Origin of the sequence: Gelidibacter sediminis, assembly GCF_004364975.1 — a bacterium.
Taxonomy (GTDB): Bacteria; Bacteroidota; Bacteroidia; order Flavobacteriales; family Flavobacteriaceae; genus Gelidibacter; species Gelidibacter sediminis.
Map to the genome: position 1 here is coordinate 126,168 of NZ_SOBW01000009.1, position 21,906 is coordinate 148,073.

Genomic DNA, 21,906 nt, shown 5'->3' on the forward strand with positions numbered 1-21,906 from the left:
TTGAGAATAGAAAACGAATGGAATATCAGGATATAGAACTTTTACGATTTACGACGGCAGGAAGTGTTGATGACGGTAAAAGCACCTTGATTGGTCGGTTGTTATATGATAGCAAATCGATTTTTCAAGATCAACTTCAAGCTGTAGAAGAATCGAGTAGAAGCAAAGGGTATGATTACGTAGATTTATCCTTACTTACAGATGGTTTAAAATCTGAGCGAGAACAAGGTATAACAATTGATGTAGCCTATCGCTATTTTGCTACTCCCAAGCGTAAATTCATTATTGCGGATACCCCGGGTCATATTCAATATACTCGCAATATGGTAACAGGAGCCTCTACGGCCAACTTGGCTATAATTTTAATAGATGCCCGAAAAGGGATGATGGAGCAAACTCATCGTCACGCCTTTATCGCATCCTTGCTACGGATTCCACATGCAATAGTGTGTATTAATAAAATGGATTTGGTGGATTATAGCGAGCATATTTATAATGATATCGTGTCAAGTTTTAAAGCGTTTTCATCCAAATTAAGTATCAAGGACATTCAATTCATTCCAATTTCTGCGTTACACGGCGACAACGTGGTCAATCGATCCAAGAATATGGACTGGTATGCGGGAAGCACTCTGATGTATCATTTAGAGAATGTTCATATCTCCAGTGATCTTAATCTGGTCGATTGCCGCTTTGCTATTCAATCAGTCATTAGGCCACATACCTTTGATTATCAAGATTATAGAGGTTTTGCAGGACGTATTGATGGGGGTGTGTTTAAGCCTGGAGATAGAGTAAAATCTCTGCCTTCAGGATTTATATCTACAATAAAAACGATTGAGCTCAATGGTGAGGAAATATTAGAAGCATTTTCGCCAATGTCTGTAACTATTACATTGGAGGACGACATTGATAACAGTCGAGGAGATATGATTGTGCGCGAAAACAATGTGCCAAACATTGGTCAGGATTTGGAAGTTTTAGTTTCTTGGATGAGTACGAAGCCTATTCAAACTCGTACAAAAGTTATCATCAAACATACCACTAACGTATGTGTGGCCATAATAAAAGAGCTCAAATACAAAATAGACATCAATACTTTACATCGAATTGAAGGCATTGATCAAGTGGAGATGAATGATATTGCGCGAATGTCTATTAGAACCTCAAAACCTATTTTTTATGATTCCTACAAAAGGAACCGCCAAACAGGTAGTGTCATTATTATAGATGAACAGACTAACGAAACGATTGGCGCAGGAATGATTATTTGAAGTTCAAGTTGAAATTGAACTTGAATTTGAAAATGATATTGATTGAGAGATTGTTTTTGTTGATTGATTATAAGCTGTGATAAGAAGTAAGTAGGATTTTTCGGCCTCAAAACGAAATTTCGAACTTCTACACTTCTCACTTCTCACTTCTCACTTCTCACTTCTCACTTCAAACCTCACACCTCAAACCTCACACCACTCTGCTCCTTCTAAACATCGTAATCAAAAACACAAACAGCGCCACAAATATGGCGATGCGTGCTATATAATCGCCGGCCCATGTGTAGAAGGTAATTTTCTCGTTGCTAGTTAACGTTCCTGCTAAAGCACCTTGGGTATTATAAGCTAATGACGAGGTGATTTCCCCCTTTGCATTTATCAACGCTGAGATGCCCGTATTGGCGCTTCTCACAATATCCCGACGTGTTTCTATCGCTCTTAACCGTGCATAACTTAAATGCTGTTTATGGCCTTGTGTTTCGCCCCACCACGCATCGTTGGTGATGATGGCTAAAATTGTAGCGCCATTTCTGACATAACCTGTCACAAATTCGCCGTAAACCGATTCATAACAGATGATGGGCGCGGCAATAAGGTTCGGCTGGTCTGTCGTAAACACGCTACGCTCTTCTTGGGTGGTTTTCATGGCCAAAGTGCCGCCCAAATCGATCATAAAATCGCCAATTAATGGTTTTATAATCTCCTGATAGGGTAAAGTCTCCACCCCAACTACCAACTTCGATTTATGATATAATTGTACACTATCGCTTTGATTAAGAAGCATGGCAGAATTATAATCGTCATACCAAATGCCGCTCCTGTGATAGTTGGATTGTTTTCGTATTTGTGAAGAGTCGGTGATAAAATTGATGAATGAGATGCCGGTTAAAAGATTAGCATTAGGATGCTCAGCGAGGTAAACATCCAATTTCCTCTTAAAGTACATGTCTTCCAATTGATGAATCTTGACATTGTCAGCAAAAACAGTTTCTGGTGCCACCACAAGATCTGTTTGGTCGGTGATTTTTGTATCCGTCAATTGTAATAACAAGTCTGCAATGGCTTCATTGGGGACGTTATATTTTTCAGAATACGGATCGATATTAGGTTGTAAAGCGATAACATTCATTTTTTCGCCTTCAATGGTATAGCTGTGGAAGATGGCCAATGAAATTAATATTGGTCCTACAATGATGCTGAGTATCAGAATAGCATTGCTTTTAAGTGCTAGAATCGATTGGTCGGTAAGATATTTTATTACGGTTTTAAAGATGAGAATGTTAACGACCCAAATCCATAAGCTTCCGCCAAAGGTCCCGGTGTACTCGTACCACTGAATCCAAGTGAAGTATTCTGAAAAGCCATTCCCTAAATTCAACCATGGCCACGAAAAATCCCATCCTAAATGCAGTTTTTCAAACGCCATCCATAGACACATTAAAAACAATAGGCTAATGTTGGCAGTGGTACGCTTGGCAATGCTGTGGTAAAACACCATTAGTATGGCCATCAACATAGAGTTGACCAAAATGGCAAAGCTCGCGCCAAATACATCAGCATATTGCAGCCAGTTGGTGGTGATGTAATTCCAGATGGCAAACGCTGTATAACTCAATCCGAAAACGGCTAGTTTTTTCCAGCGTAGTTTGGAAGTTCTTATGCGGTGCTCGGCCAATAAAAGCGGCACAAACCCTATAAAAAGCAAAAGCGGAAAGCCGTAAGTGGGCCAACCAAAGGCCAAGATGAATCCTGAAAGTAGCGCTAATAAGAAATTTTTCATTGGGTAAATTTACAAACTAATTGGTTAGGATGGAATATGGAACAGCGAATACAGAACAGAGAATATAGAACAAAGAATATAGAACAGAGAATTAAGATACAAGTATTAAGAATTAAGAACAAAGAATTAGGAATCAAGAACCAAGAACCAAGAATCAAAAACCATGAACCAAGAAGTAAGAACCAAGAACCAAGAACCAAGAACCATGAACCAAGAAGTAAGAACCAAGAACCAAGAACCAAGAACCAAGATACATAAAACCTGAAACTAAATTATCTAAACACGCTGAAATCTAATTTTAATGAAAACACGTTGGAGTAGAGGGCTGCGCTTTGGTCGCCAATATCCGTAAACGCATAGTCTATTTGAATGCCTCTATATTTAAAACCCACTCCAAAATTGGGTTGAAAAGTTAAATCTTCAGAATTGTCAAGTTGGAGCTCATTTTGAAAATTGCCAACTCCTGCTCTTAAAAACACTAATTCTGTATAGCCAAATTCAAAGCCCAATGCAGGTGTGATGCTTGCAAACGAACTGGAAATGATATCGTTATTTTGCTCAAAACGCACATTTAAATCGAGTGCGGTTTCTAATGTGTAATCATAGTGAAATACAAATTTCTTAGACATGCCTAGCTGTAATTTCGGAATGGTCAATTCCGTAGTTTCGGGAACGGTCTGATTTTGACCTTCCACAGCATCCTCAATAGTGGCAAGTTTTTCTTTATTAAACGACCAGGCATTGAAAGTCGTGGTGATGTCTCTCGCCATCAATCCAAATTTCCAGTCGTTTTGTGATTGGAATTGTATGCCTAAATCAAGTCCAAATCCCCAAGAAGACGCAAAATCGCCAATAAGTCGTCGGATCACTTTTGCATTGACCCCATAACTAAAACCGTCTATAGGCATTTTACGGGCGTAGGAAAATGTTAAGCCATAATCGGCAGTAGAAAACAAACTGATCCGATCGTAATTGATATTGCCTTGATCATCAATTAATTGTGTCGTGTCTAAAATATCATCCACACCAAATCTGATCAACGAGATACCCACCGCACTTCTATCATCCAAAGGCATGGCAAAAGCCATATAATTATAATTGGCAATATTGGCAAAATAGCTAGAGTGCATTAGGGCTATCTGGTTATCTTCCAGTTCTGTTAAACCTGCGGGGTTCCAATACCCAGAATTGACATCAGCCGATTGCGATACCACTGCATTACTCATGCCCAAAGCGGCAGCATCTACGCCAATATTCATAAATTCATTGGAATATTTACGGGCCGTCTGTCCATAAATCAATGTTGCCATGAGGAAAAATGCTAGGAAAGCAAGCGTTTTCAATACTTAAAGTTTTTACAAAGATGCATAATATTTTTATTCTAAATACCTTGAGGGGGTATCTGTTGTTGCGATAGTGTTAGTAACAACAAATATTCAACCTTAATAGGAATGGATAGAACCAAATATTTGATTATTAAGGACCTCAAATATGCCAAATAAGCATTTTCTTATAAAAATAGTTTGTTATTTTTACACAAACTTATACCATGGCTCTAAAAAGACATCTTCCAAATATTATCACGCTCCTGAATTTATTTAGTGGTAGCATTGCGGTACTATTTGCCGTTCAAAATAATTTTATTGCAGCTGCCTTATTTGTATTCTTAGGCATCTTTTTTGACTTTTTCGATGGACTGGTGGCCAGAAAACTTAATGTTCAAAGTCCACTAGGTCTGCAGTTAGATTCCTTGGCTGATATGGTAACTAGCGGATTGGTACCTGGTATTGTCATGTTTAAGTTACTCACCTTGGCCACTGATAGCCATACCTACACGTTTGGTGATGAGTGGGGTAGCGCGATGCATTGGATTTCAATTAAATTTTCTCCAATAGCCCTAGTCGGACTCTTTATTACCTTAGCCTCAGCTTACCGATTGGCTAAATTCAATCTGGATGAAGACCAGCAGACTTCATTTACAGGGCTACCAACACCTGCCAACGCCTTGCTGATAATGTCATTACCATTAATTATGGAATTCCAAAATAGTAACGCCATCAATACCGTTATTCTAAATCCTTGGTTTTTGGTAGCCATGACCTTTTTGAGTTGCTATTTGTTAAATGCTAACATTAATCTCTTTGCCTTGAAATTTAAAGATTGGAGTTTTAAAAGCAATGCCGTTCGCTATATTTTCATCATTTTAAGTGCAATTTTTATCATACTGTTCAAATTTGTTGCGATACCGATCATTATCGTTTTTTACGTCTTATTATCTTTGTTTTCTAAAACCTTAACAAGGCAAGCTTAAAACAAACTTATAATACTACTATAACGCTATGGCTTCAGGATTTTTTGCATTATTGGATGATATTGGTGTCCTTATGGACGATGTAGCCGCTATGGCTAAGATTTCTACTAAAAAGACTGCGGGAATTTTAGGTGATGATTTGGCTGTTAATGCCGAAAAAGCTTCCGGATTTGTTGCCTCACGAGAAATACCTGTGCTCTGGGCCATTACAAAGGGATCCTTTATTAATAAGCTCATTATTTTACCTGTGGCTTTCTTACTCAGTGCCTTTTTGCCTGTAGCAGTAACAGTCATCTTGATCTTAGGAGGTATTTACCTGGCTTATGAGGGCGCAGAAAAGTTGTATGAATATTTGGTGCCACATCAGCATGGCGTTGAAACGGTGCAAACGGTAGGTCTGTCTGAAGCCGATATCCTTGAAATAGAAAAATCCAAAATCAAGTCGGCTATTGTTACAGATTTTATCTTATCTGTAGAAATTGTAATTATTGCATTGGGCAGTGTTGTTGGTCAATCGCTGATCGTTCAAATTTTAGTGGTGAGTATTGTGGCACTGATTGCAACAGTAGGTGTTTATGGGATTGTAGCATTAATTGTTAGAATGGACGATTTTGGCTACCGATTGATCCACTTAAATGATAAGGATAAGAGTGTCTCTGATTTCTTTGGACATTTATTGGTCAATGCGCTGCCTTGGGTCATTAAAAGCCTTGGTGTTATTGGTACGATTGCCTTGCTGCTCGTAGCTGGTGGTATTTTTGCTCATAATTTAGAATTTTTACACCACGTTTTAGAGTCGTGGCCGGGTCTACTAAGAGAATTTGTAATTGGACTGGCTGTAGGGTTGGTAGCTTTTTTGATTTTTACTGGCGTTAAGAAGCTGATTGCGGTTTTTAGGAAGTAGGGAGTGTTGTGCTGGTTTAGAAGGTTTAGATGAGAGTTTAGGGAGTTTAAAAGTTGAGGAGGTTTAGAGGGATTATAGTTTGCTGATTTACTTACAACAACAGAATGGTATTAACTAGTGTCTAAATTAGTTTAGGAGTTTTAGGTGTGGGTGTGTTGAAAAATTCAGCTAATTAAAACTTCGCATGAGTGAGGTAAATTAACGCTCTAAAAAAGGATTTTCTTCTTACGCAGCTCGAAATTCTGACCCAAATATACTTTACGGACCATCTCATCTTCAGCCAATTCTTCAGGTTTTCCGGCTTTTAAAATATTCCCTTCAAACATCAAATAAGTTCTGTCTGTTATGGCTAAGGTTTCTTGTACATTATGATCAGTAATAAGAATACCAATATTCTTTTTGGTCAGTTGCGCAACAATACGCTGAATATCCTCAACCGCCACAGGGTCTACACCTGCAAACGGCTCATCCAATAAAATAAAGTTAGGGTTTGTGGCTAGTGCCCTTGCAATCTCCGTACGACGACGTTCGCCCCCCGATAATAAATCGCCTCTACTTTTTCTGATGTGTCCCAATCCAAATTCTTCAATTAACGACTCCATCTTGTCCAGCTGTTCCTTTTTAGAGAGTTTTGTCATTTGAAGCACACTCAAAATATTATCCTCAATACTCAACTTTCTAAATACAGAAGCTTCTTGCGCTAAATAACCAATGCCATGTTGTGCGCGTTTGTACATTGGGAATTTAGTAATTTCCTGATTGTCTAAATGAATTTTTCCACCGTTAGGTTTAATTAAGCCTACAATCATATAAAATGAGGTGGTTTTTCCAGCACCGTTAGGGCCTAACAAGCCTACAATCTCTCCTTGATTGACTTCTAAAGAGACATTTTTTACAACTTGGCGCCCACCGTAGGACTTCATTAAATTGGTTGCACTTAACTTCATCTGATGTATTTATTGAACAAACTTACAATTTTTATTTTTTAGAAGATGCTAAGAGTGTTGTTCTAAGGCTTCCCAAAATTCGTAAGCTTTACGCAAATGTGGTACTACAATGGTACCACCAACTAACGTAGCAATTCCTAATGCTTCATTGATTTCAGCTTTGGTGAGGCCGTGCTTGTAGCTAGTTTCTAAATGGTATTTGATACAATCATCACAGCGCAGGACAGCCGAAGCTACCAAGCCTAAGAGTTCTTTGGTTTTTACATCTAGAGCACCTTCTGCGTAGGCATTAGTATCTAAATTAAAAATACGCTTGATGATTTTGTTGTTATCATCGGCCAAAATTTTTTCGTTCATTTTGGTGCGATAGGTATTGAATTCATTTACAATGTCAGACATGTTTCTTGGCTTTACGTTTTTGATTTCTGACCACAATGGCCGAGATATAAATACTAACTTGATATAAGATCAGGATTGGGATTGCGACGATTACCTGACTGGCGACGTCTGGTGGAGTGATTACCGCAGAAATAATCAGCACGCCTACAAGAGCAAATTTTCTATATTTTCTAAGAACTTGAGGGGTTACTAAGCCTACTTTGGTTAGGAAATAGATAATGATTGGCAACTCAAATACCAATCCTGCAGCAATGGAAGACGAACGTACCAGACTAATATAAGAACTGATATCAAATTGATTGGTAATCTCACTACTTACGGAATACGTTCCTAGAAAATTTATAGATAATGGCGTGATTACGTAATACCCAAAAAGTACTCCTAAAAAGAATAATAATGAAGATATGATGATAAAACCACGCGAGCTCTGACGCTCATTGTCCAATAAACCTGGGCTAATAAAGCGCCACAACTGGTAAATAATGTACGGGAAGGCAATCACAAATCCCGCATAAATAGACGTCCAAATATCGGCAGAAAATTGCCCACTCATGGTTCTACTCTGAATGGTAAAAGGAAAGGATTCTGCACAGAATGTAGAATCCATATTGAAAAACGTGGATAATTTACAAAGGTACTTATAGGTTGGGAAATCCATGCTTTTCGGACCAAAAATGATCACATCAAAAATCCATCTTGAAAATATGAATGCTACCCCTCCAGCAATAACAATGCTCAAGGTGATGCGGATTAAATGCCAGCGTAAATCTTCGAGATGGTCTAAAAATGACATCTCATTAATGTTTCTTTTTGCCATTATATAATGCCTTCTTTAATGAGGTCATGAATGTGCACTACACCAGCATACTTCCCATCGTGTTCTACTAATAGTTGCGAAATTCCATTGCTTTCCATAACATCCTTAGCATCTACAGCCATGGCATTGTCATCTATGCGTTTTGGATTGGTACTCATAATGTCTTTTGCGGTCAGGTGAATAAAGGCATCACTTTTGGTGAGCATCCGCCTTAAATCGCCATCTGTTATAATTCCGATAATTTTCCCATCTTCCACAACTGCGGTTACCCCCAGCATCTTTTCAGAAATTTCAACTATAACTTGCTTGACATTTGTATCTGCTTCCACCTGCGGTTTTTGGTTCATAGAGGATAAATCGCTTACCCTCATATACAAACGCTTTCCAAGGGCACCTCCAGGATGGTATTTGGCAAAATCTGTACTGGAAAAGCCTCTGAGTTCCAAGAGGCAAACCGCCAATGCATCGCCAATAACCAATTGGGCAGTAGTACTTGTAGTGGGCGCCAGATTGTTGGGGCAAGCTTCCTGCTCTACATATGCATTTAACACATAGTCAGCCTGTTGTCCTAAAAAGGAAGAAATATTACCTGTAATGGCAATCATTTTATTTTTTGCATTCTTTATCAATGGCACTAAAACCTTAATTTCAGGAGTGTTCCCACTTTTTGAAATACAAATGACCACATCATCCTGCAGGATGAGTCCTAAATCGCCATGAATAGCATCTGCAGCATGCATAAAAACGGCTGGTGTGCCTGTTGAATTTAGTGTGGCTACAATTTTATTGGCAATAATGGCGCTCTTTCCAATACCTGTAATAATAACCCTTCCCTTCGATTTGTAAATGAGCTCTACAGCGTTGGCAAAATCATCATTCAATAAATTGGCAAGATTGGAAATTGCTGTGCTCTCTAAGTTGATGGTTTTTTTTGCCATACTTAGAATAGAATTTTTAATATTCAAAATTTATTGATTTTTCGGTTTGATGCATATAAAGAATATTGTATCTTTAATCCTATGCAAATGTATATAAAATACTAATAGGGATTAATGAACAAAGAAGAAATTGACTTACATGCATCACTAAAAAAATACTTTGGATTTTCGAAATTTAAAGGTCTTCAGGAGGGTGTTATTAAAAGCTTAGTTGCTGGAAATAATACTTTCGTAATCATGCCAACCGGTGGTGGCAAGTCATTATGTTACCAATTACCTGCTTTAATAAAAGAAGGTACCGCAATTATTGTTTCACCGCTAATTGCCCTAATGAAGAATCAGGTAGATGCCATTAGAGCGGTCTCCCAACATGACGGTGTTGCCCATGTGTTAAACTCCTCGTTAAATAAAACTGAAATAAAACAGGTTAAGGAAGATATTTCCAATGGCATTACAAAACTGTTATATGTTGCGCCAGAGTCCTTAACAAAGGAAGAAAATGTGCAATTCTTAAGATCTGTAACCGTCTCTTTTATGGCGGTAGATGAAGCACATTGTATCAGTGAATGGGGGCACGATTTTAGACCTGAATACCGAAATCTCAGACATATCATTAAACGCATTGGTGATAATATTCCCATTATAGGGTTGACCGCTACAGCAACTCCTAAAGTGCAGGAAGATATTTTAAAAAGTTTAGACATCACAGATGCCAATACTTTTAAGGCGTCGTTTAATAGACCAAACCTCTATTATGAGGTGCGACCAAAGACTAAAAATGTCGATTCTGACATTATACGTTTCGTTAAACAGAATGAGGGTAAGTCAGGCATTATCTATTGCTTGAGTCGTAAACGCGTGGAAGAGCTAGCACAGGTACTGCAAGTAAACGGTATTAAAGCGGTTCCTTATCATGCAGGATTGGACGCTAAAACCCGTGTAAAACATCAAGACATGTTTTTGATGGAAGATGTAGATGTGGTGGTGGCCACCATTGCTTTTGGGATGGGAATAGACAAACCAGATGTGCGCTTCGTAATTCACCATGATATTCCAAAAAGTATTGAAAGTTATTATCAAGAAACTGGGCGTGCGGGACGTGATGGTGGCGAAGGTCATTGTTTGGCGTTTTATGCCTACAAGGATATAGAAAAATTGGAGAAATTCATGTCTGGTAAGCCTGTAGCGGAACAGGAGATAGGGCATGCCTTATTGCAGGAAGTAGTTGCTTTTGCAGAAAGTTCTATGTCTAGACGTAAATTTATCCTTCATTATTTTGGCGAAGAATTTGATACGGAAACTGGTGAGGGAGGTGATATGGATGACAATGTACGGTTTCCTAAAAAGTTACACGAGGCGCAGGACGATGTGGTGGTACTGTTGCAAACCGTATCCCAAACCAATGATAAGTATAAGTCTAAAGACTTGGTCCATGTTATTACAGGAAAATCAAATGCCTTGATTGCGTCGCACAAAACAGATACCTTACCATTTTTCGGGATTGGTCAAGACAAAGATAAGCGCTATTGGATGGCACTTATTCGTCAGGTTTTAGTGGATGGATTGCTTAAAAAAGATATTGAAACCTATGGTGTACTCCGGTTGACTGAAGCGGGAAAAGAATTCCTGAAAAAGCCAAAATCTTTTATGATGTCTGAAGATCATGTGTTTGACATTGCCACTGATGACAGTATCATTACGGCAGCCAAAGGTGAGGGTGGTGTAGCCGATGAACGTTTAATGGCCATGTTAAAAGACCTCAGAAAACGTAATGCCAAGAAATTGGGGGTGCCGCCTTTTGTAATTTTTCAAGATCCTTCACTTGAGGATATGGCGCTGAAATATCCTGTGACATTGGAAGAATTGAGTAATGTACATGGCGTTGGTGATGGTAAGGCGAAAAAATATGGACCAGACTTTTTAAACTTGATAGCACAATATGTTGAAGATAATGATATTGTAAGACCTGATGATTTAGTTGTTAAGAGTACCGGTACCAATTCGGCTTTAAAGCTTTATATCATTCAGAATATCGATCGGAAATTGCCTTTAGATGATATTGCATCTGCAAAGGGAATGTCTATGAAAGACTTTATTAAGGAATTGGAAGCCATTGTCTATTCTGGTACGAAATTGAACATCAATTATTGGATTGATGATATTCTCGATGATGACCAGCAGGAGGAAATTCACGACTATTTCATGGAATCTGAAACTGATAAAATTGATGTCGCAATTGATGAGTTTGATGGCGATTATGATGACGAGGAATTGCGCTTGTATCGCATTAAATTTATAAGCGAAGTCGCAAATTAATTAGGAGTTATAAAGGTCTTCCGCAATTATGACGTGTAAGGGTGTTTTTCAATATTGAAAGCTTTAATTTCTATTAATCGTACTTGTCTCTAATGGTAGATCATCCTATACATTTTCTGAATTAAAATATTAATGATCCTTAGCGGGTTCATCAATATCATTGGCGTCTTCTAACAATCCAGCTGTAGAAAGGCCTTCGTCATAACCTCCTTCAATAATAGAAAAGGTTAGATGGTTTTTTTTGGCGCTGAATTCAATGCTTTGAACACTCTCCCTTGAAATTTTAGAAATAGCGTCTTTATCAATTTCAAAATCAATTCTGGTAAGGCGACGATCAGATCCAATAGTCGCTTCAGATTCCAGTTCTTCCATGTCAGATTTTAACTCTAATTTGTAGTCGGAACCATTTATTATCAATGTCGCACCTTTAAAAGTTTTTAGTTGCAATGTGCCAATAATGATGGTTTTAAAATAGTGATACCCCGCTAACTCACTCAGTCCGGCGTACATTACATTAGTATCAGAAATTGCAAATGGCACCCCTTCTACATCTTTAATAATGTCATCAACGTAGGATGCTGCCACGGAATCATTTGTTGTTTTGGAGTTGCTAAAAGCAGATCGAAGCTTATTAATGGAAAATTTCATGGATTTATGTTCAATTTTGGTAAAACTAAACTTATAAATCTGAAAAACCAAAGATCGGTTTTTTTATAATTATAAGAAAGCGCTATAGAGAACGAGAGTTTAAACTACAAAATTTCAAGGCTCTACTAGCAGTAATTACTACTTGTAAATGGGCTGTTTTCGTGCCGCAATTATTTATATTTGTTTAAAACTCGAAAGCCTTATGATTTTTATTGAAAACGATGGCCATACCAATCCGAAGTTAAATTTAGCCTTAGAAGAATATGTATTGAGGCATTTTAGCGCTGATCAGGATTATTTACTGTTCTACGTCAATGAACCATCCATTATTATTGGTCGTAATCAAAACACTCTAGAAGAGATTAATTACAGCTATGTGGAAGAAAATGACATTCATATTGTTAGACGTATTTCTGGAGGTGGTGCGGTATACCACGATTATGGCAATTTAAATTTCAGTTTTATCACCAATCATGATGCAAAAAGCTTGAGTAACTTTAAGAAATTTACGGCGCCCGTTATCAAGGTGCTCAATAGCTTGGGGCTTAATGCCGAATTGAAGGGTAGAAATGACATTGAAGTGGACGATAGAAAAATATCAGGTACTGCTCAATTTTCTACGGGCAAGCGCATGGTGAGTCATGGTACTTTATTGTTGGATACTGATTTAAATGAAGTTGCTAAAGCATTGAATGTTAAAATGAGTAAGATTCAATCTAAAGGTCATAAATCAGTGAGAAGCCGTGTCGCCAATATTTCCGAATTTTTGAAAACGCCCTTAACCATTGAGGCGTTTCGTCAGTTGGTTTTGGAAGGCTTATATGATGAAAGCGAACCCTTTCAAACCTATCAACTGACTTTAGAAGAGTGGAGCGCCGTTCACCAATTAAAGGCAGAAAAATATGACACTTGGGATTGGAACTATGGGCGTTCTCCAAAATTTAACATCCGTAGGAGCAAACGGTTTCAGATAGGTGAAATTGATCTCAGAATTTTTGTAGAGAAAGGTTATATTACTGATTTTAGAATTTACGGCGATTTTTTTGGCAAAGAGCCTGTAGCGCATTTAGAACAATTACTCACAGGAGTGCGCTATGACTATGTTGATATTACTGCAGCCTTGAAACCTGTTGATTTAAAGGATTATTTTGGAGAGGTCAATAAAGCAGAATTTATTGATTTGGTCTATGGAGAAGATGCGTAAATAGAGGAATGAATTGAGTTTTATACGAAACAAGGTCTACCCAATCGTATTTAGGACAAAAAAAATGTCAGTTTCATTTGAAACTGACATTTTTTATGGCCCATAAAAAGGGCTTTAAAGTATAATTTTAATTATTCAACTATAAACTTACCTTGCATTAAGGCATAGTGGCCAGGGAAAGTACACATAAAGATATATGTTCCGGGTTCAGGCGCTTCAAATTCTATAGTTTCGCTCTCGCCGCCACCAAGCATTTTAGTGTGAACAATAAATTTATCAGTCATATCAGCAGGAATATAATCGTTGTCCACAGCAGTTGCGGCAGCTTGTCCTACGGTAGCCATATCAGCATCTTTTGTTAATAAGGCCCAGTTATGACCCATAACCGCTTTTTCCATTTTACCAACATGCTTTAATGTAAGTTTTACAGTTTGTCCGGCCTTAACGCGAATGATGCTCTTATTGAATTTCATCTGGTCATTACCTTCAATTGTTACTTCGGCTACTTTGGCGTCAGCAGTTTCAACAGGTGTTGCTTTCTCTTCAATTCGAGTGTCCGCATTCATTTCAGTTTTATTCTCTTTTTTGCTCTCGCCACAGCTAAACGATACGGCGGCTAAGAATACTAAAATTAATTTTTTCATTGGTCTTAAATTTAAGATTATTACTAAGTTAACTACAAAATTAAGGGCAATTTTCAGCATTGCAAAATCATTCCTCATAATTCTTTCACATATTTACGACTGGATTGTCCGAATTAAGTAGGTTTTGTGAAATTTTATTCCTCTTTGAGGTAATTCCCTATTCAAAAATAATTTTTACCAATCAATTTGTATCTTTGCAACTTCAAATAAAAATAAAATACAATGCAAGACGGCTTATATGCGAAATTCATCACCAACAAAGGTGAGATTTTAGTGAATTTAGAATACAAAAGAACTCCAGGTACAGTTGGAAATTTTGTGGCTTTAGCAGAAGGAGATTTAGAAAACTCTGCAAAACCACAAGGCAAACCTTATTATAATGGTTTGAAGTTTCACCGCGTTATTCCTGATTTTATGATTCAGGGCGGGTGCCCTCTAGGTACAGGTACCGGAAATCCAGGATATAAATTTGAAGATGAGTTTCATCAAGATTTGAGACATGATGCACCAGGTGTATTGTCAATGGCTAATGCAGGGCCTGGAACTAACGGAAGTCAATTCTTTATTACTCATATTGCAACGCCTTGGTTAGATGATAAACATACGGTATTTGGACATGTTGTTGAAGGACAAGATGTAGTAGATGCTGTAGCACAAGGAGATGTTATTGAAGCTGTGGAAATTGTAAGACAGGGGGATGAGGCTAAGGCCTTCAATGCCATTGAGGCTTTTAGAACTTTTGAAGGTTCAAGAGAACAACGTTTGGCAGAAGCACGCAAGGCGAATGAAGCTGAACTTGATAAATTAGCAGCTGGTTTTGAGCGTACCGATAGCGGTTTGCGTTACCAAATTCTCCAAAAAGGCAATGGTAAGGCAGCTGAGAAAGGCAACATGGTTTCTGTGCATTATAAAGGCCAATTGGCTGACGGCACGGTATTCGATTCGTCATATAAACGCAAACAGCCTTTAGATTTTCAAGTTGGTGTTGGTCAGGTTATTGCAGGATGGGATGAAGGCATCTGTTTGTTAAATGTTGGTGATAAGGCTCGATTGGTTATTCCTAGCGAACTAGGATACGGTGCTCAAGGCGCGGGCGGCGTCATTCCTCCAAATGCTATTTTAGTCTTTGATGTGGAATTGATGGATGTTAAATAACGATCAGTCACGATAAAAAAAAAACGCAATGCTTAGGCTTGCGTTTTTTTTTTGTTTAATTTTTTGAACAGAGAGAATAACAGAGAGAATAGAACAGAGAGAATAGAACAGAGAAAAGAGAATAGAGAAAAAAGAATAGAATTGTATTTCAGATCAGAATCGTATCAAAATTAATTTTACATAATTACTACAAATTGAACTTCTAACTCTTCAGCCTTCAGTATTCAGTATTCAGTATTCAGTATTCAGTATTCAGTATTCAGTGTTCAGTGTTCAGTCTTCAGTTTTCAATCTTCATTCTAACTTCTAACTCCAAACTTCTAACTCCAAACCCCTCATTCCTCACTATACACCTGGCCTCGATGTGGTTTTAGGGCATCGCGTAAAGGTTTCATTTGATCTTCAGGTATTATTAGAAAAGCAATGGCATGTACGTCAGTCAACGCTTCAAATCCAATAGGCATATGTTTATAATTTTCAATTTCTGCAAATTCCTGTAAATGTTTAGCGTGATGTTCTGCTATCTTAAGACCATCAGGACCTTTAAAATCCCATATTAATTTTAGTTTACGCATGTGCTACTGAAGTTCCGTTTTCAACAAAGGTCTTAAAATCTTTCATGTATTGCAAAGACTGCTTTTTGAAAGTTTTAGGCATGAGCAGGATCATTAACCGGGTCATAAAGCTGAGTGGAAGAAATTCGTTGATGCTTATCCACTGTGTATGGTTTTCTGGTGTCGCCTCAAAATAGTTTTCTTGAATATTATCCATGCCCTCAGTGCTGTAAATGGCATGCCATTCGTGCGGGATGCGTTTATGTGTTATAGTTTCAAGCAGCACCATTTGGCGTTTCCCTAGCTCATAATGCAATTTCATTTTTGCTCCAAACTCCCCTGGAGTCCCTGAAACGTGTTCCATAGATTGTAGGCCGCGTTGCCAATGTTTCATGTTTTCTGAATTGAGAAACGTTTCAACACATGTGCGCAACGGTACTTTTATTATAATGTCGCATCTATATTTCATGATAACTATCAAATGGTCAGTTCCATAAATATACAATGGATAGCTGATTGGGTGCGCATCTCAAAGTTCAACAGTTAAAAAATACTGTTCAGTGGTTTTATTAGCCTTCAAATGTACAGTATCACAAAAGTGGGCAATACCTTGTTCGCATTTTAAGATGTTAGTTTAATGGGATATAAAATACTAAAATTGAATATCAACCGTTTGAAAAAGCAACTTGTATAATACGCTAATTATATTATTTTTGCAGCCATCACCAACTGAGTTTTCTATTAAAAAGTTGAGGTTGTTCTTTAATGAATTGAAAAGAATAGCGTATCTTAATTTAACGATATCAATAGCGTACATGAAATTATATGTTAGTTTACTGTTGTTTTGGTTTATAACTACGATGGCTACAGCACAAATGTCTTCATCAGATGTGCTCATTACGGTTGATGGTGATCCAATACGTGCAACAGAATTTATAAGGGTTTACAACAAGAATTTAGACTTGGTAAAAGATGATTCACAAAAAGATATTGATGGATACCTCAAACTGTTTATTAATTACCAATTGAAACTTAAAGAAGCTAAACGTCTTGGTTTGCACAAAAAGGCTAGCTATCTTAAAGAATTTGGCAATTACAAGGCGCAACTGGTCAAAAATTATGTTTCAGATTCTAGAGTCACCGAAGCTTTGATCAAGGAAGCATATAATCGAATGAAGTACGATGTAAAAGCTTCGCATATTTTAATACGATTGGATGAGAATGAAACTGACACCTTAAAAGTTTATCAGGAGTTAGAAAATCTTAGAGACCGCGTCCAGACTGAAGGCTTTGATAAGGTAAAAACCGATGTCCATGATGGGCAAACAGTTTTTGCTGAACATTTAGGTTATTTCTCAGCTTTTAAGATGGTATATGAATTTGAAAATGCGGCGTATACTACTAAGGTTGGAGATGTATCTATGCCTTTTAGAACGCCATTTGGATATCATATTGTAAAGGTTGAAGATAAACGGCCTAGTCTAGGGGAGGTGACCGTTGCCCACATTATGGTCAATACATCAAACACTGATACGGTTGTGGACGCTGAAACCCGGATTGATGAGATTTATAGAAAGGTTAAGCAAGGCGAACCCTTTGAATCTTTAGCAAAACAATTCTCTGACGATAAAAGTTCAGCAAATCAAGGAGGTGAGTTGTCGCCTTTTACTGGAGGACAGTTAAGTTCGCCTGAATTTGAAGCTGTAGCTTTTAACTTGTCTACCATTGGAGAGGTCTCTAAACCTTTTAAAACCAATTACGGTTGGCATATTGTGAAGTTATTGGATAAAAAAGGAACCCCAAGTTTTGAGGATGCTAAAATTGAAATTGAAAATAAAATAAAGCGCGACTCCCGTTCTAAACTGATCAATACAACCTTGGCAAATGATTTACGCAATACCTATAAGGTGGTCCTTAACCCAAATGCGAAAACTTATTTTACGTCCATTTTAAATCCTGACTTTTTCTCAAGATCTTGGGCGCTACCTGATCATTTTGATAAAGAATCGACTTTGGTCATTATAGAGAGAGACACGCTCAGATATGAAGATTTTGGTAATCATTTACTAAAGATCCAGCAGGTATATGCCGGTAAAACTATGCCTTTTAAAACCGTTATTGAAAAGGAATACACAGGGTTTGAGGAAGACGCGATCATTGCGTATCATAAAGAACATTTAGAATTTGAGAATGAAGAATTTGGGTTTATTCTCAAAGAATATAGAGATGGATTATTGCTATTTGACTTGATGGAGCAAGAAGTTTGGAATGCTGCAGCTTTAGATACGGTAGGATTGAAACATCATTATAATACGCATAAAGATTCCTATTTTTGGGAAGATCGCGTAGAAGTGGTTATTGCAACTTCAGCTAAAAAAAATAATATTAAAACCGTGGAGAAACTGTGGACGCAAGGTATGGCATATACAGATATTAACGCTCAATTAAATACGGACTCAGAGCAGAAAGTTATCTTTACCGAAAGTATTAAACCATTAGATTATCACGGTTTTCCAAAAGGCGTAAAGCTGCAGAAAGGGCTTTCCAAAGTCTATTTTTACAATGATGCCTATCATTTGGTTAAGGTTAATAAAATGCTCCCACAAACGGCTAAAACTTTTGATGAGGCCAAAGGAAAAGTAATTAGTGATTATCAAAATGTTTTAGAAGCCAACTGGTTGAAACAGCTTCAGGAACGCTATCAGGTTACTGTAAATACCGATGTATTGCAACAGGTGAAAGCACAGCTGAACGCCACAAAATGAAAAATAATAAATTGATTAAAAGCACTGTTTTAATAGTCTTGGTAAGTTGTTTTCTGATGTCCTGCGATTTTTTCAGACAGACGGATGACAGGATCCCCATTGCCCGAGTTGGAGATAACTATCTTTACGAAGAAGATGTTGAAGATTTGGTTGTAGAAGGCACATCTGTAGAAGATAGTACACTATTAGTAAATGGCTATATAACCCGTTGGGCAACGCAATTGTTATTGGTGGATGGTGCTAAAAGGAATCTGCCAGAAGAGCTGCAGGAGGAATATCAGAAACTGGTTACACAATACCAAAATGATCTCTATACCAAGGCTTATATTGAAGCTTTGGTAAAGCGCAATATTGACACTTCGGTCACCTTGTCTGAGGCCCAAAAAGTGTATGAAAATAACAAAGAATCGTTCAAGCTTAATGAAGAATTGGTAAAATTGAGGTATATCAATTTGCCGCAAAATGCTATTAACAGGGACGAAATTGAAAAGCGTTTTAAGAGATTCAATACCAAAGACAAGCGTTATCTAGATTCTTTACATGTCCAATTCAAATCGTATTCCTTAAATGATACCATCTGGATTAAGGTGGCACATGTGGTTCAGAAAATCCCTGTGGTGAATGCTGATAACAAAAAAGAACTGTTAAAAAAATCTAATTTTATACAGCTCAAAGATTCAATAGGACTATATTTGATCCAAATTAATGAGGTCCTACAACAAAACGATTATGCACCATTAGAATATGTTAAACCGACGGTAAAACAAATCATAATCAATCGTAGAAAATTAGAACTCATCAAGCAATTCGAAAAAGATATCACAAGAGATGCCATTAAAAACAACCAATTTGAAATTTACAACTAAACTGAGGTTCGCCCTAACATTAGCTGTTCTAGTAACCTATACATTTAGTTCTGCTCAAGAAGTCATCCAAGATTCCATAGTCAAAACAGAAATCGCACAAGAAACTTCTACTCAAAAACGTGTCAAAATTGACGGAGTAGTGGCTGTTGTGGGCGATTATATTGTTTTGGATTCTGATCTCGATAAGCAATTTGCGCAATTGGAAGCGTCTGGGGTATCTAAGTCAGATTTGCCTACCCGCTGCCAATTGTTTGGTAAACTTTTGGAAGATAAATTATATGCTCATCATGCCATCCAGGATAGTATCGTGGTGAATGATTTGGAAGTCCGCTCTCAAATTGATCAACAATTCAGTTATATTTTGGAACAGATGGACGGAAATTTAGATAAAATGCTAAAGTTCTACAATAAGGATTCTGAGCAAAGCTTACGCGATGAAATGTTTGAAATCAATAAGAGTCAGCAGCTTGCAGCGCGAATGAAAGAGAAAATTGTTGAGGATATTGAGGTAACTCCTGAAGAAGTGAGGCAATATTTTAACGATATTCCTAAGGAAGAACGTCCATTTTTTGGTACCGAATTAAAGGTAGCCCAAATTGTAGTCATTCCTAAAATTGCGCAGGCTGAAAAGCAAAAGGTTATTGATAGATTAAATGAATTTAAGGCTGACGTTGTAGAGCGCGGTGCAAGTTTTACATCAAAAGTGGTTTTGTATACAGATGATGTTGCTTCTCGTAAAACGGGTGGATTGTATACTTTAAACAGAAAACGTCCGCAAATGGTTAAAGAATTTAGAGATGTGGCCTTCTCAATGCAGGAAGGTGAAATTTCCGATCCGTTTGAGACTGATTTTGGATACCATATTATTTACTTGGAAAAAATTAGAGGTCAAGAATACGATGTACGCCATATTTTGCTACGTCCAGAAGTGACTACAAAAGCAATTAAAGAGGCGAAAGAAAAGATTGAGTTGGTGCGTAAGCGTATTGTTGATAAAGAAATAACGTTTGCACAGGCGGCTAGAGAGTTCAGTGATGAAGAGGAAACCCGAAATGATGGTGGACAGTTGATAAATCCGAGAACCCAAGATTACAATTTTGAGTTGACAAAAATGGATCCGGAGCTTTACACCCAAATTCAGAGTTTAAAAGACAATGAAATTACACCTGTTCTACAGGATGAAGATCGTGTCAACCCTATCAAGTTTAAAATCATGACAGTTACAGATCGTATTGATGAACATGAGGCTGATTTTGCTAAGGATTATCTGAAAATTAAAAATTTAACAGAACAGGACAAACAGTTTAAAGCTATAGAGAAATGGGTGAATGAGAAAATCATGGACACATATATCAATATTAATGGCGATTATAGAAATTGTGACTTCCAAAGTAATTGGTTAAAAAAGGAATAAAGATATGTCAGACGTTGCTGCCGTAGAACACTTTGTAAAAAAATACAAAGCCTTAAAAAGTGAAGTAGCCAAAGTAATTGTAGGACAGGATGATGTGGTTAACCAAATCTTGATTTCTATTTTCTCAGGCGGACATGCACTTTTAATTGGCGTTCCCGGATTGGCAAAAACATTAATGGTCAATACCATTGCACAAGCACTGGGGCTCGACTTTAAGCGCATTCAATTTACACCTGATTTGATGCCCAGTGACATCTTGGGGAGTGAGATATTAGACGAAAATAGACAGTTTAAATTTATTAAAGGTCCCATTTTTGGCAATATTATTTTGGCCGATGAAATCAACAGGACGCCTCCTAAAACCCAAGCTGCTTTGTTAGAGGCCATGCAAGAACGTGCTGTTACCGTTGCAGGACACCATTACCAATTAAACTTACCTTATTTTGTATTGGCCACCCAAAACCCTATTGAACAGGAGGGAACGTACCCATTACCAGAAGCGCAGTTGGATCGGTTTATGTTTGCCATAACCTTAGCCTATCCATCTTTTGCTGAAGAAGTACAAGTGGTTAAAGCGACTACAACCGATATCAAAACGACGGTCAATCCGTTATTTACCGCTCAAGAAATTACCGATTTTCAGAATTTAATCCGTCGTATCCCGGTTGCCGATAATGTCATAGAATATGCGGTAACCATGGTAGGTAAAACTCGGCCTAATGAAGACACAGCGTCCAATTTGGTGAAAGAGTTTGTAGACTGGGGTGCAGGTCCACGAGCTTCGCAAAATTTGATATTGGCGGCGAAGACCCATGCAGCAATACGTGGAAAATTCTCACCTGATATTGAAGATGTTCAGGCGGTATCTAAAGGCATCCTTCGCCATCGAATTATTAAAAACTACAAGGCAGAAGCTGAAGGTGTCTCCGATGAGCAAATTATTGAGAGTTTGTTCTAATGCTAGTTTAAG

Annotated in this window: 21 protein-coding genes; 11 read left to right on the forward strand and 10 right to left on the reverse strand. The window is 37.7% G+C overall.

Going from position 1 to position 21,906, the window contains the following annotated elements; translation table 11 throughout:
* The first annotated feature begins 17 nt into the window (after positions 1 to 17).
* Positions 18 to 1,274 carry a sulfate adenylyltransferase subunit 1 gene (locus BXY82_RS13500; protein ID WP_133758767.1) on the forward strand — a complete coding sequence of 419 codons (1,257 nt, stop codon included), beginning with the start codon at positions 18 to 20 and terminating at the stop codon, positions 1,272 to 1,274.
* A 190-nt stretch (positions 1,275 to 1,464) separates the two neighbouring features.
* Here the strand turns inward: BXY82_RS13500 and lnt are convergent, their stop codons facing one another.
* A complete protein-coding gene (gene lnt / locus BXY82_RS13505) occupies positions 1,465 to 3,054 on the reverse strand; it encodes an apolipoprotein N-acyltransferase (RefSeq protein WP_133758768.1) in 1,590 nt (529 codons plus the stop codon).
* Positions 3,055 to 3,090: 36 nt separating this feature from the next.
* Between lnt and BXY82_RS15490 the strand changes: the two genes are divergently transcribed.
* Complete coding sequence (locus BXY82_RS15490) at positions 3,091 to 3,312, forward strand: hypothetical protein (protein ID WP_166643307.1); 222 nt, start codon at positions 3,091 to 3,093, stop codon at positions 3,310 to 3,312.
* A 14-nt stretch (positions 3,313 to 3,326) separates the two neighbouring features.
* Here the strand turns inward: BXY82_RS15490 and BXY82_RS13515 are convergent, their stop codons facing one another.
* Positions 3,327 to 4,364, reverse strand: coding sequence for a putative type IX sorting system protein PorV2 (locus BXY82_RS13515; RefSeq protein WP_133758770.1), 1,038 nt, complete (start codon positions 4,362 to 4,364; stop codon positions 3,327 to 3,329).
* 239 nt (positions 4,365 to 4,603) lie between these two features.
* Here BXY82_RS13515 and BXY82_RS13520 point away from each other — a divergent pair, with 239 nt between their 5' ends.
* Complete coding sequence (locus BXY82_RS13520; RefSeq protein ID WP_133758771.1) at positions 4,604 to 5,365, forward strand: CDP-alcohol phosphatidyltransferase family protein; 762 nt, start codon at positions 4,604 to 4,606, stop codon at positions 5,363 to 5,365.
* A gap of 28 nt (positions 5,366 to 5,393) precedes the next feature.
* Positions 5,394 to 6,269 (forward strand): DUF808 domain-containing protein, encoded by an 876-nt coding sequence (locus BXY82_RS13525; protein ID WP_133758772.1) that lies wholly within the window; start codon positions 5,394 to 5,396, stop codon positions 6,267 to 6,269.
* Between the two features lie 206 nt (positions 6,270 to 6,475).
* Here BXY82_RS13525 and lptB read toward each other — a convergent pair whose 3' ends face one another.
* Genes lptB through BXY82_RS13545 form a run of 4 tightly spaced genes read right to left on the reverse strand, consistent with a single transcriptional unit; the run spans position 6,476 to position 9,370 of the window.
* A complete protein-coding gene (gene lptB / locus BXY82_RS13530; RefSeq protein WP_133758773.1) occupies positions 6,476 to 7,216 on the reverse strand; it encodes an LPS export ABC transporter ATP-binding protein in 741 nt (246 codons plus the stop codon).
* Between the two features lie 48 nt (positions 7,217 to 7,264).
* Positions 7,265 to 7,615 carry a carboxymuconolactone decarboxylase family protein gene (locus BXY82_RS13535; RefSeq protein WP_133758774.1) on the reverse strand — a complete coding sequence of 117 codons (351 nt, stop codon included), beginning with the start codon at positions 7,613 to 7,615 and terminating at the stop codon, positions 7,265 to 7,267.
* A complete protein-coding gene (tatC, locus tag BXY82_RS13540; protein WP_133758775.1) occupies positions 7,608 to 8,432 on the reverse strand; it encodes a twin-arginine translocase subunit TatC in 825 nt (274 codons plus the stop codon). The genes BXY82_RS13535 and tatC overlap by 8 nt, the downstream gene beginning before the upstream one ends.
* Entirely contained in the window at positions 8,432 to 9,370 is a 939-nt protein-coding gene (locus BXY82_RS13545; protein WP_394345933.1) for a KpsF/GutQ family sugar-phosphate isomerase, read from the reverse strand. The genes tatC and BXY82_RS13545 overlap by 1 nt, the downstream gene beginning before the upstream one ends.
* A gap of 114 nt (positions 9,371 to 9,484) precedes the next feature.
* On the opposite strand from BXY82_RS13545, the gene recQ reads away from it, so the two are divergent.
* Positions 9,485 to 11,686, forward strand: a complete 2,202-nt coding sequence (gene recQ / locus BXY82_RS13550; RefSeq protein ID WP_133758777.1) for a DNA helicase RecQ — start codon at positions 9,485 to 9,487, stop codon at positions 11,684 to 11,686.
* 129 nt (positions 11,687 to 11,815) lie between these two features.
* Here recQ and BXY82_RS13555 read toward each other — a convergent pair whose 3' ends face one another.
* Positions 11,816 to 12,334 carry a hypothetical protein gene (locus BXY82_RS13555; RefSeq protein ID WP_133758778.1) on the reverse strand — a complete coding sequence of 173 codons (519 nt, stop codon included), beginning with the start codon at positions 12,332 to 12,334 and terminating at the stop codon, positions 11,816 to 11,818.
* 202 nt (positions 12,335 to 12,536) lie between these two features.
* Here BXY82_RS13555 and BXY82_RS13560 point away from each other — a divergent pair, with 202 nt between their 5' ends.
* Complete coding sequence (locus BXY82_RS13560) at positions 12,537 to 13,538, forward strand: lipoate--protein ligase (RefSeq protein ID WP_133758779.1); 1,002 nt, start codon at positions 12,537 to 12,539, stop codon at positions 13,536 to 13,538.
* A 131-nt stretch (positions 13,539 to 13,669) separates the two neighbouring features.
* On the opposite strand, the gene azu is transcribed toward BXY82_RS13560, so the two are convergent.
* Entirely contained in the window at positions 13,670 to 14,182 is a 513-nt protein-coding gene (gene azu, locus BXY82_RS13565; RefSeq protein ID WP_133758780.1) for an azurin, read from the reverse strand.
* A gap of 222 nt (positions 14,183 to 14,404) precedes the next feature.
* Between azu and BXY82_RS13570 the strand changes: the two genes are divergently transcribed.
* The gene (locus BXY82_RS13570; RefSeq protein ID WP_133758781.1) at positions 14,405 to 15,337 is read left to right on the forward strand and encodes a peptidylprolyl isomerase; all 933 of its coding nucleotides are present in this window, start codon (positions 14,405 to 14,407) and stop codon (positions 15,335 to 15,337) included.
* A 335-nt stretch (positions 15,338 to 15,672) separates the two neighbouring features.
* On the opposite strand, the gene BXY82_RS13575 is transcribed toward BXY82_RS13570, so the two are convergent.
* Both BXY82_RS13575 and BXY82_RS13580 read right to left on the reverse strand, forming a co-directional pair.
* Positions 15,673 to 15,912, reverse strand: a complete 240-nt coding sequence (locus tag BXY82_RS13575) for a hypothetical protein (RefSeq protein ID WP_133758782.1) — start codon at positions 15,910 to 15,912, stop codon at positions 15,673 to 15,675.
* Positions 15,905 to 16,285: an SRPBCC family protein gene (locus BXY82_RS13580; RefSeq protein WP_243835844.1), complete on the reverse strand. Its 381-nt coding sequence runs from the start codon at positions 16,283 to 16,285 to the stop codon at positions 15,905 to 15,907. Before BXY82_RS13580 ends, BXY82_RS13575 begins: the two co-directional genes overlap by 8 nt.
* A gap of 421 nt (positions 16,286 to 16,706) precedes the next feature.
* Here BXY82_RS13580 and BXY82_RS13585 point away from each other — a divergent pair, with 421 nt between their 5' ends.
* The 4 genes from BXY82_RS13585 to BXY82_RS13600 are packed head-to-tail and all read left to right on the forward strand — an operon-like array spanning position 16,707 to position 21,894.
* A complete protein-coding gene (locus tag BXY82_RS13585; protein WP_133758784.1) occupies positions 16,707 to 18,656 on the forward strand; it encodes a peptidylprolyl isomerase in 1,950 nt (649 codons plus the stop codon).
* Positions 18,653 to 19,522 (forward strand): peptidyl-prolyl cis-trans isomerase, encoded by an 870-nt coding sequence (locus BXY82_RS13590; RefSeq protein WP_243835845.1) that lies wholly within the window; start codon positions 18,653 to 18,655, stop codon positions 19,520 to 19,522. The genes BXY82_RS13585 and BXY82_RS13590 overlap by 4 nt, the downstream gene beginning before the upstream one ends.
* Positions 19,485 to 20,936 carry a peptidylprolyl isomerase gene (locus BXY82_RS13595; protein WP_133758785.1) on the forward strand — a complete coding sequence of 484 codons (1,452 nt, stop codon included), beginning with the start codon at positions 19,485 to 19,487 and terminating at the stop codon, positions 20,934 to 20,936. The genes BXY82_RS13590 and BXY82_RS13595 overlap by 38 nt, the downstream gene beginning before the upstream one ends.
* Before the next feature lie 4 nt (positions 20,937 to 20,940).
* Entirely contained in the window at positions 20,941 to 21,894 is a 954-nt protein-coding gene (locus tag BXY82_RS13600; protein ID WP_133758786.1) for an AAA family ATPase, read from the forward strand.
* Positions 21,895 to 21,906 lie beyond the last annotated feature (12 nt).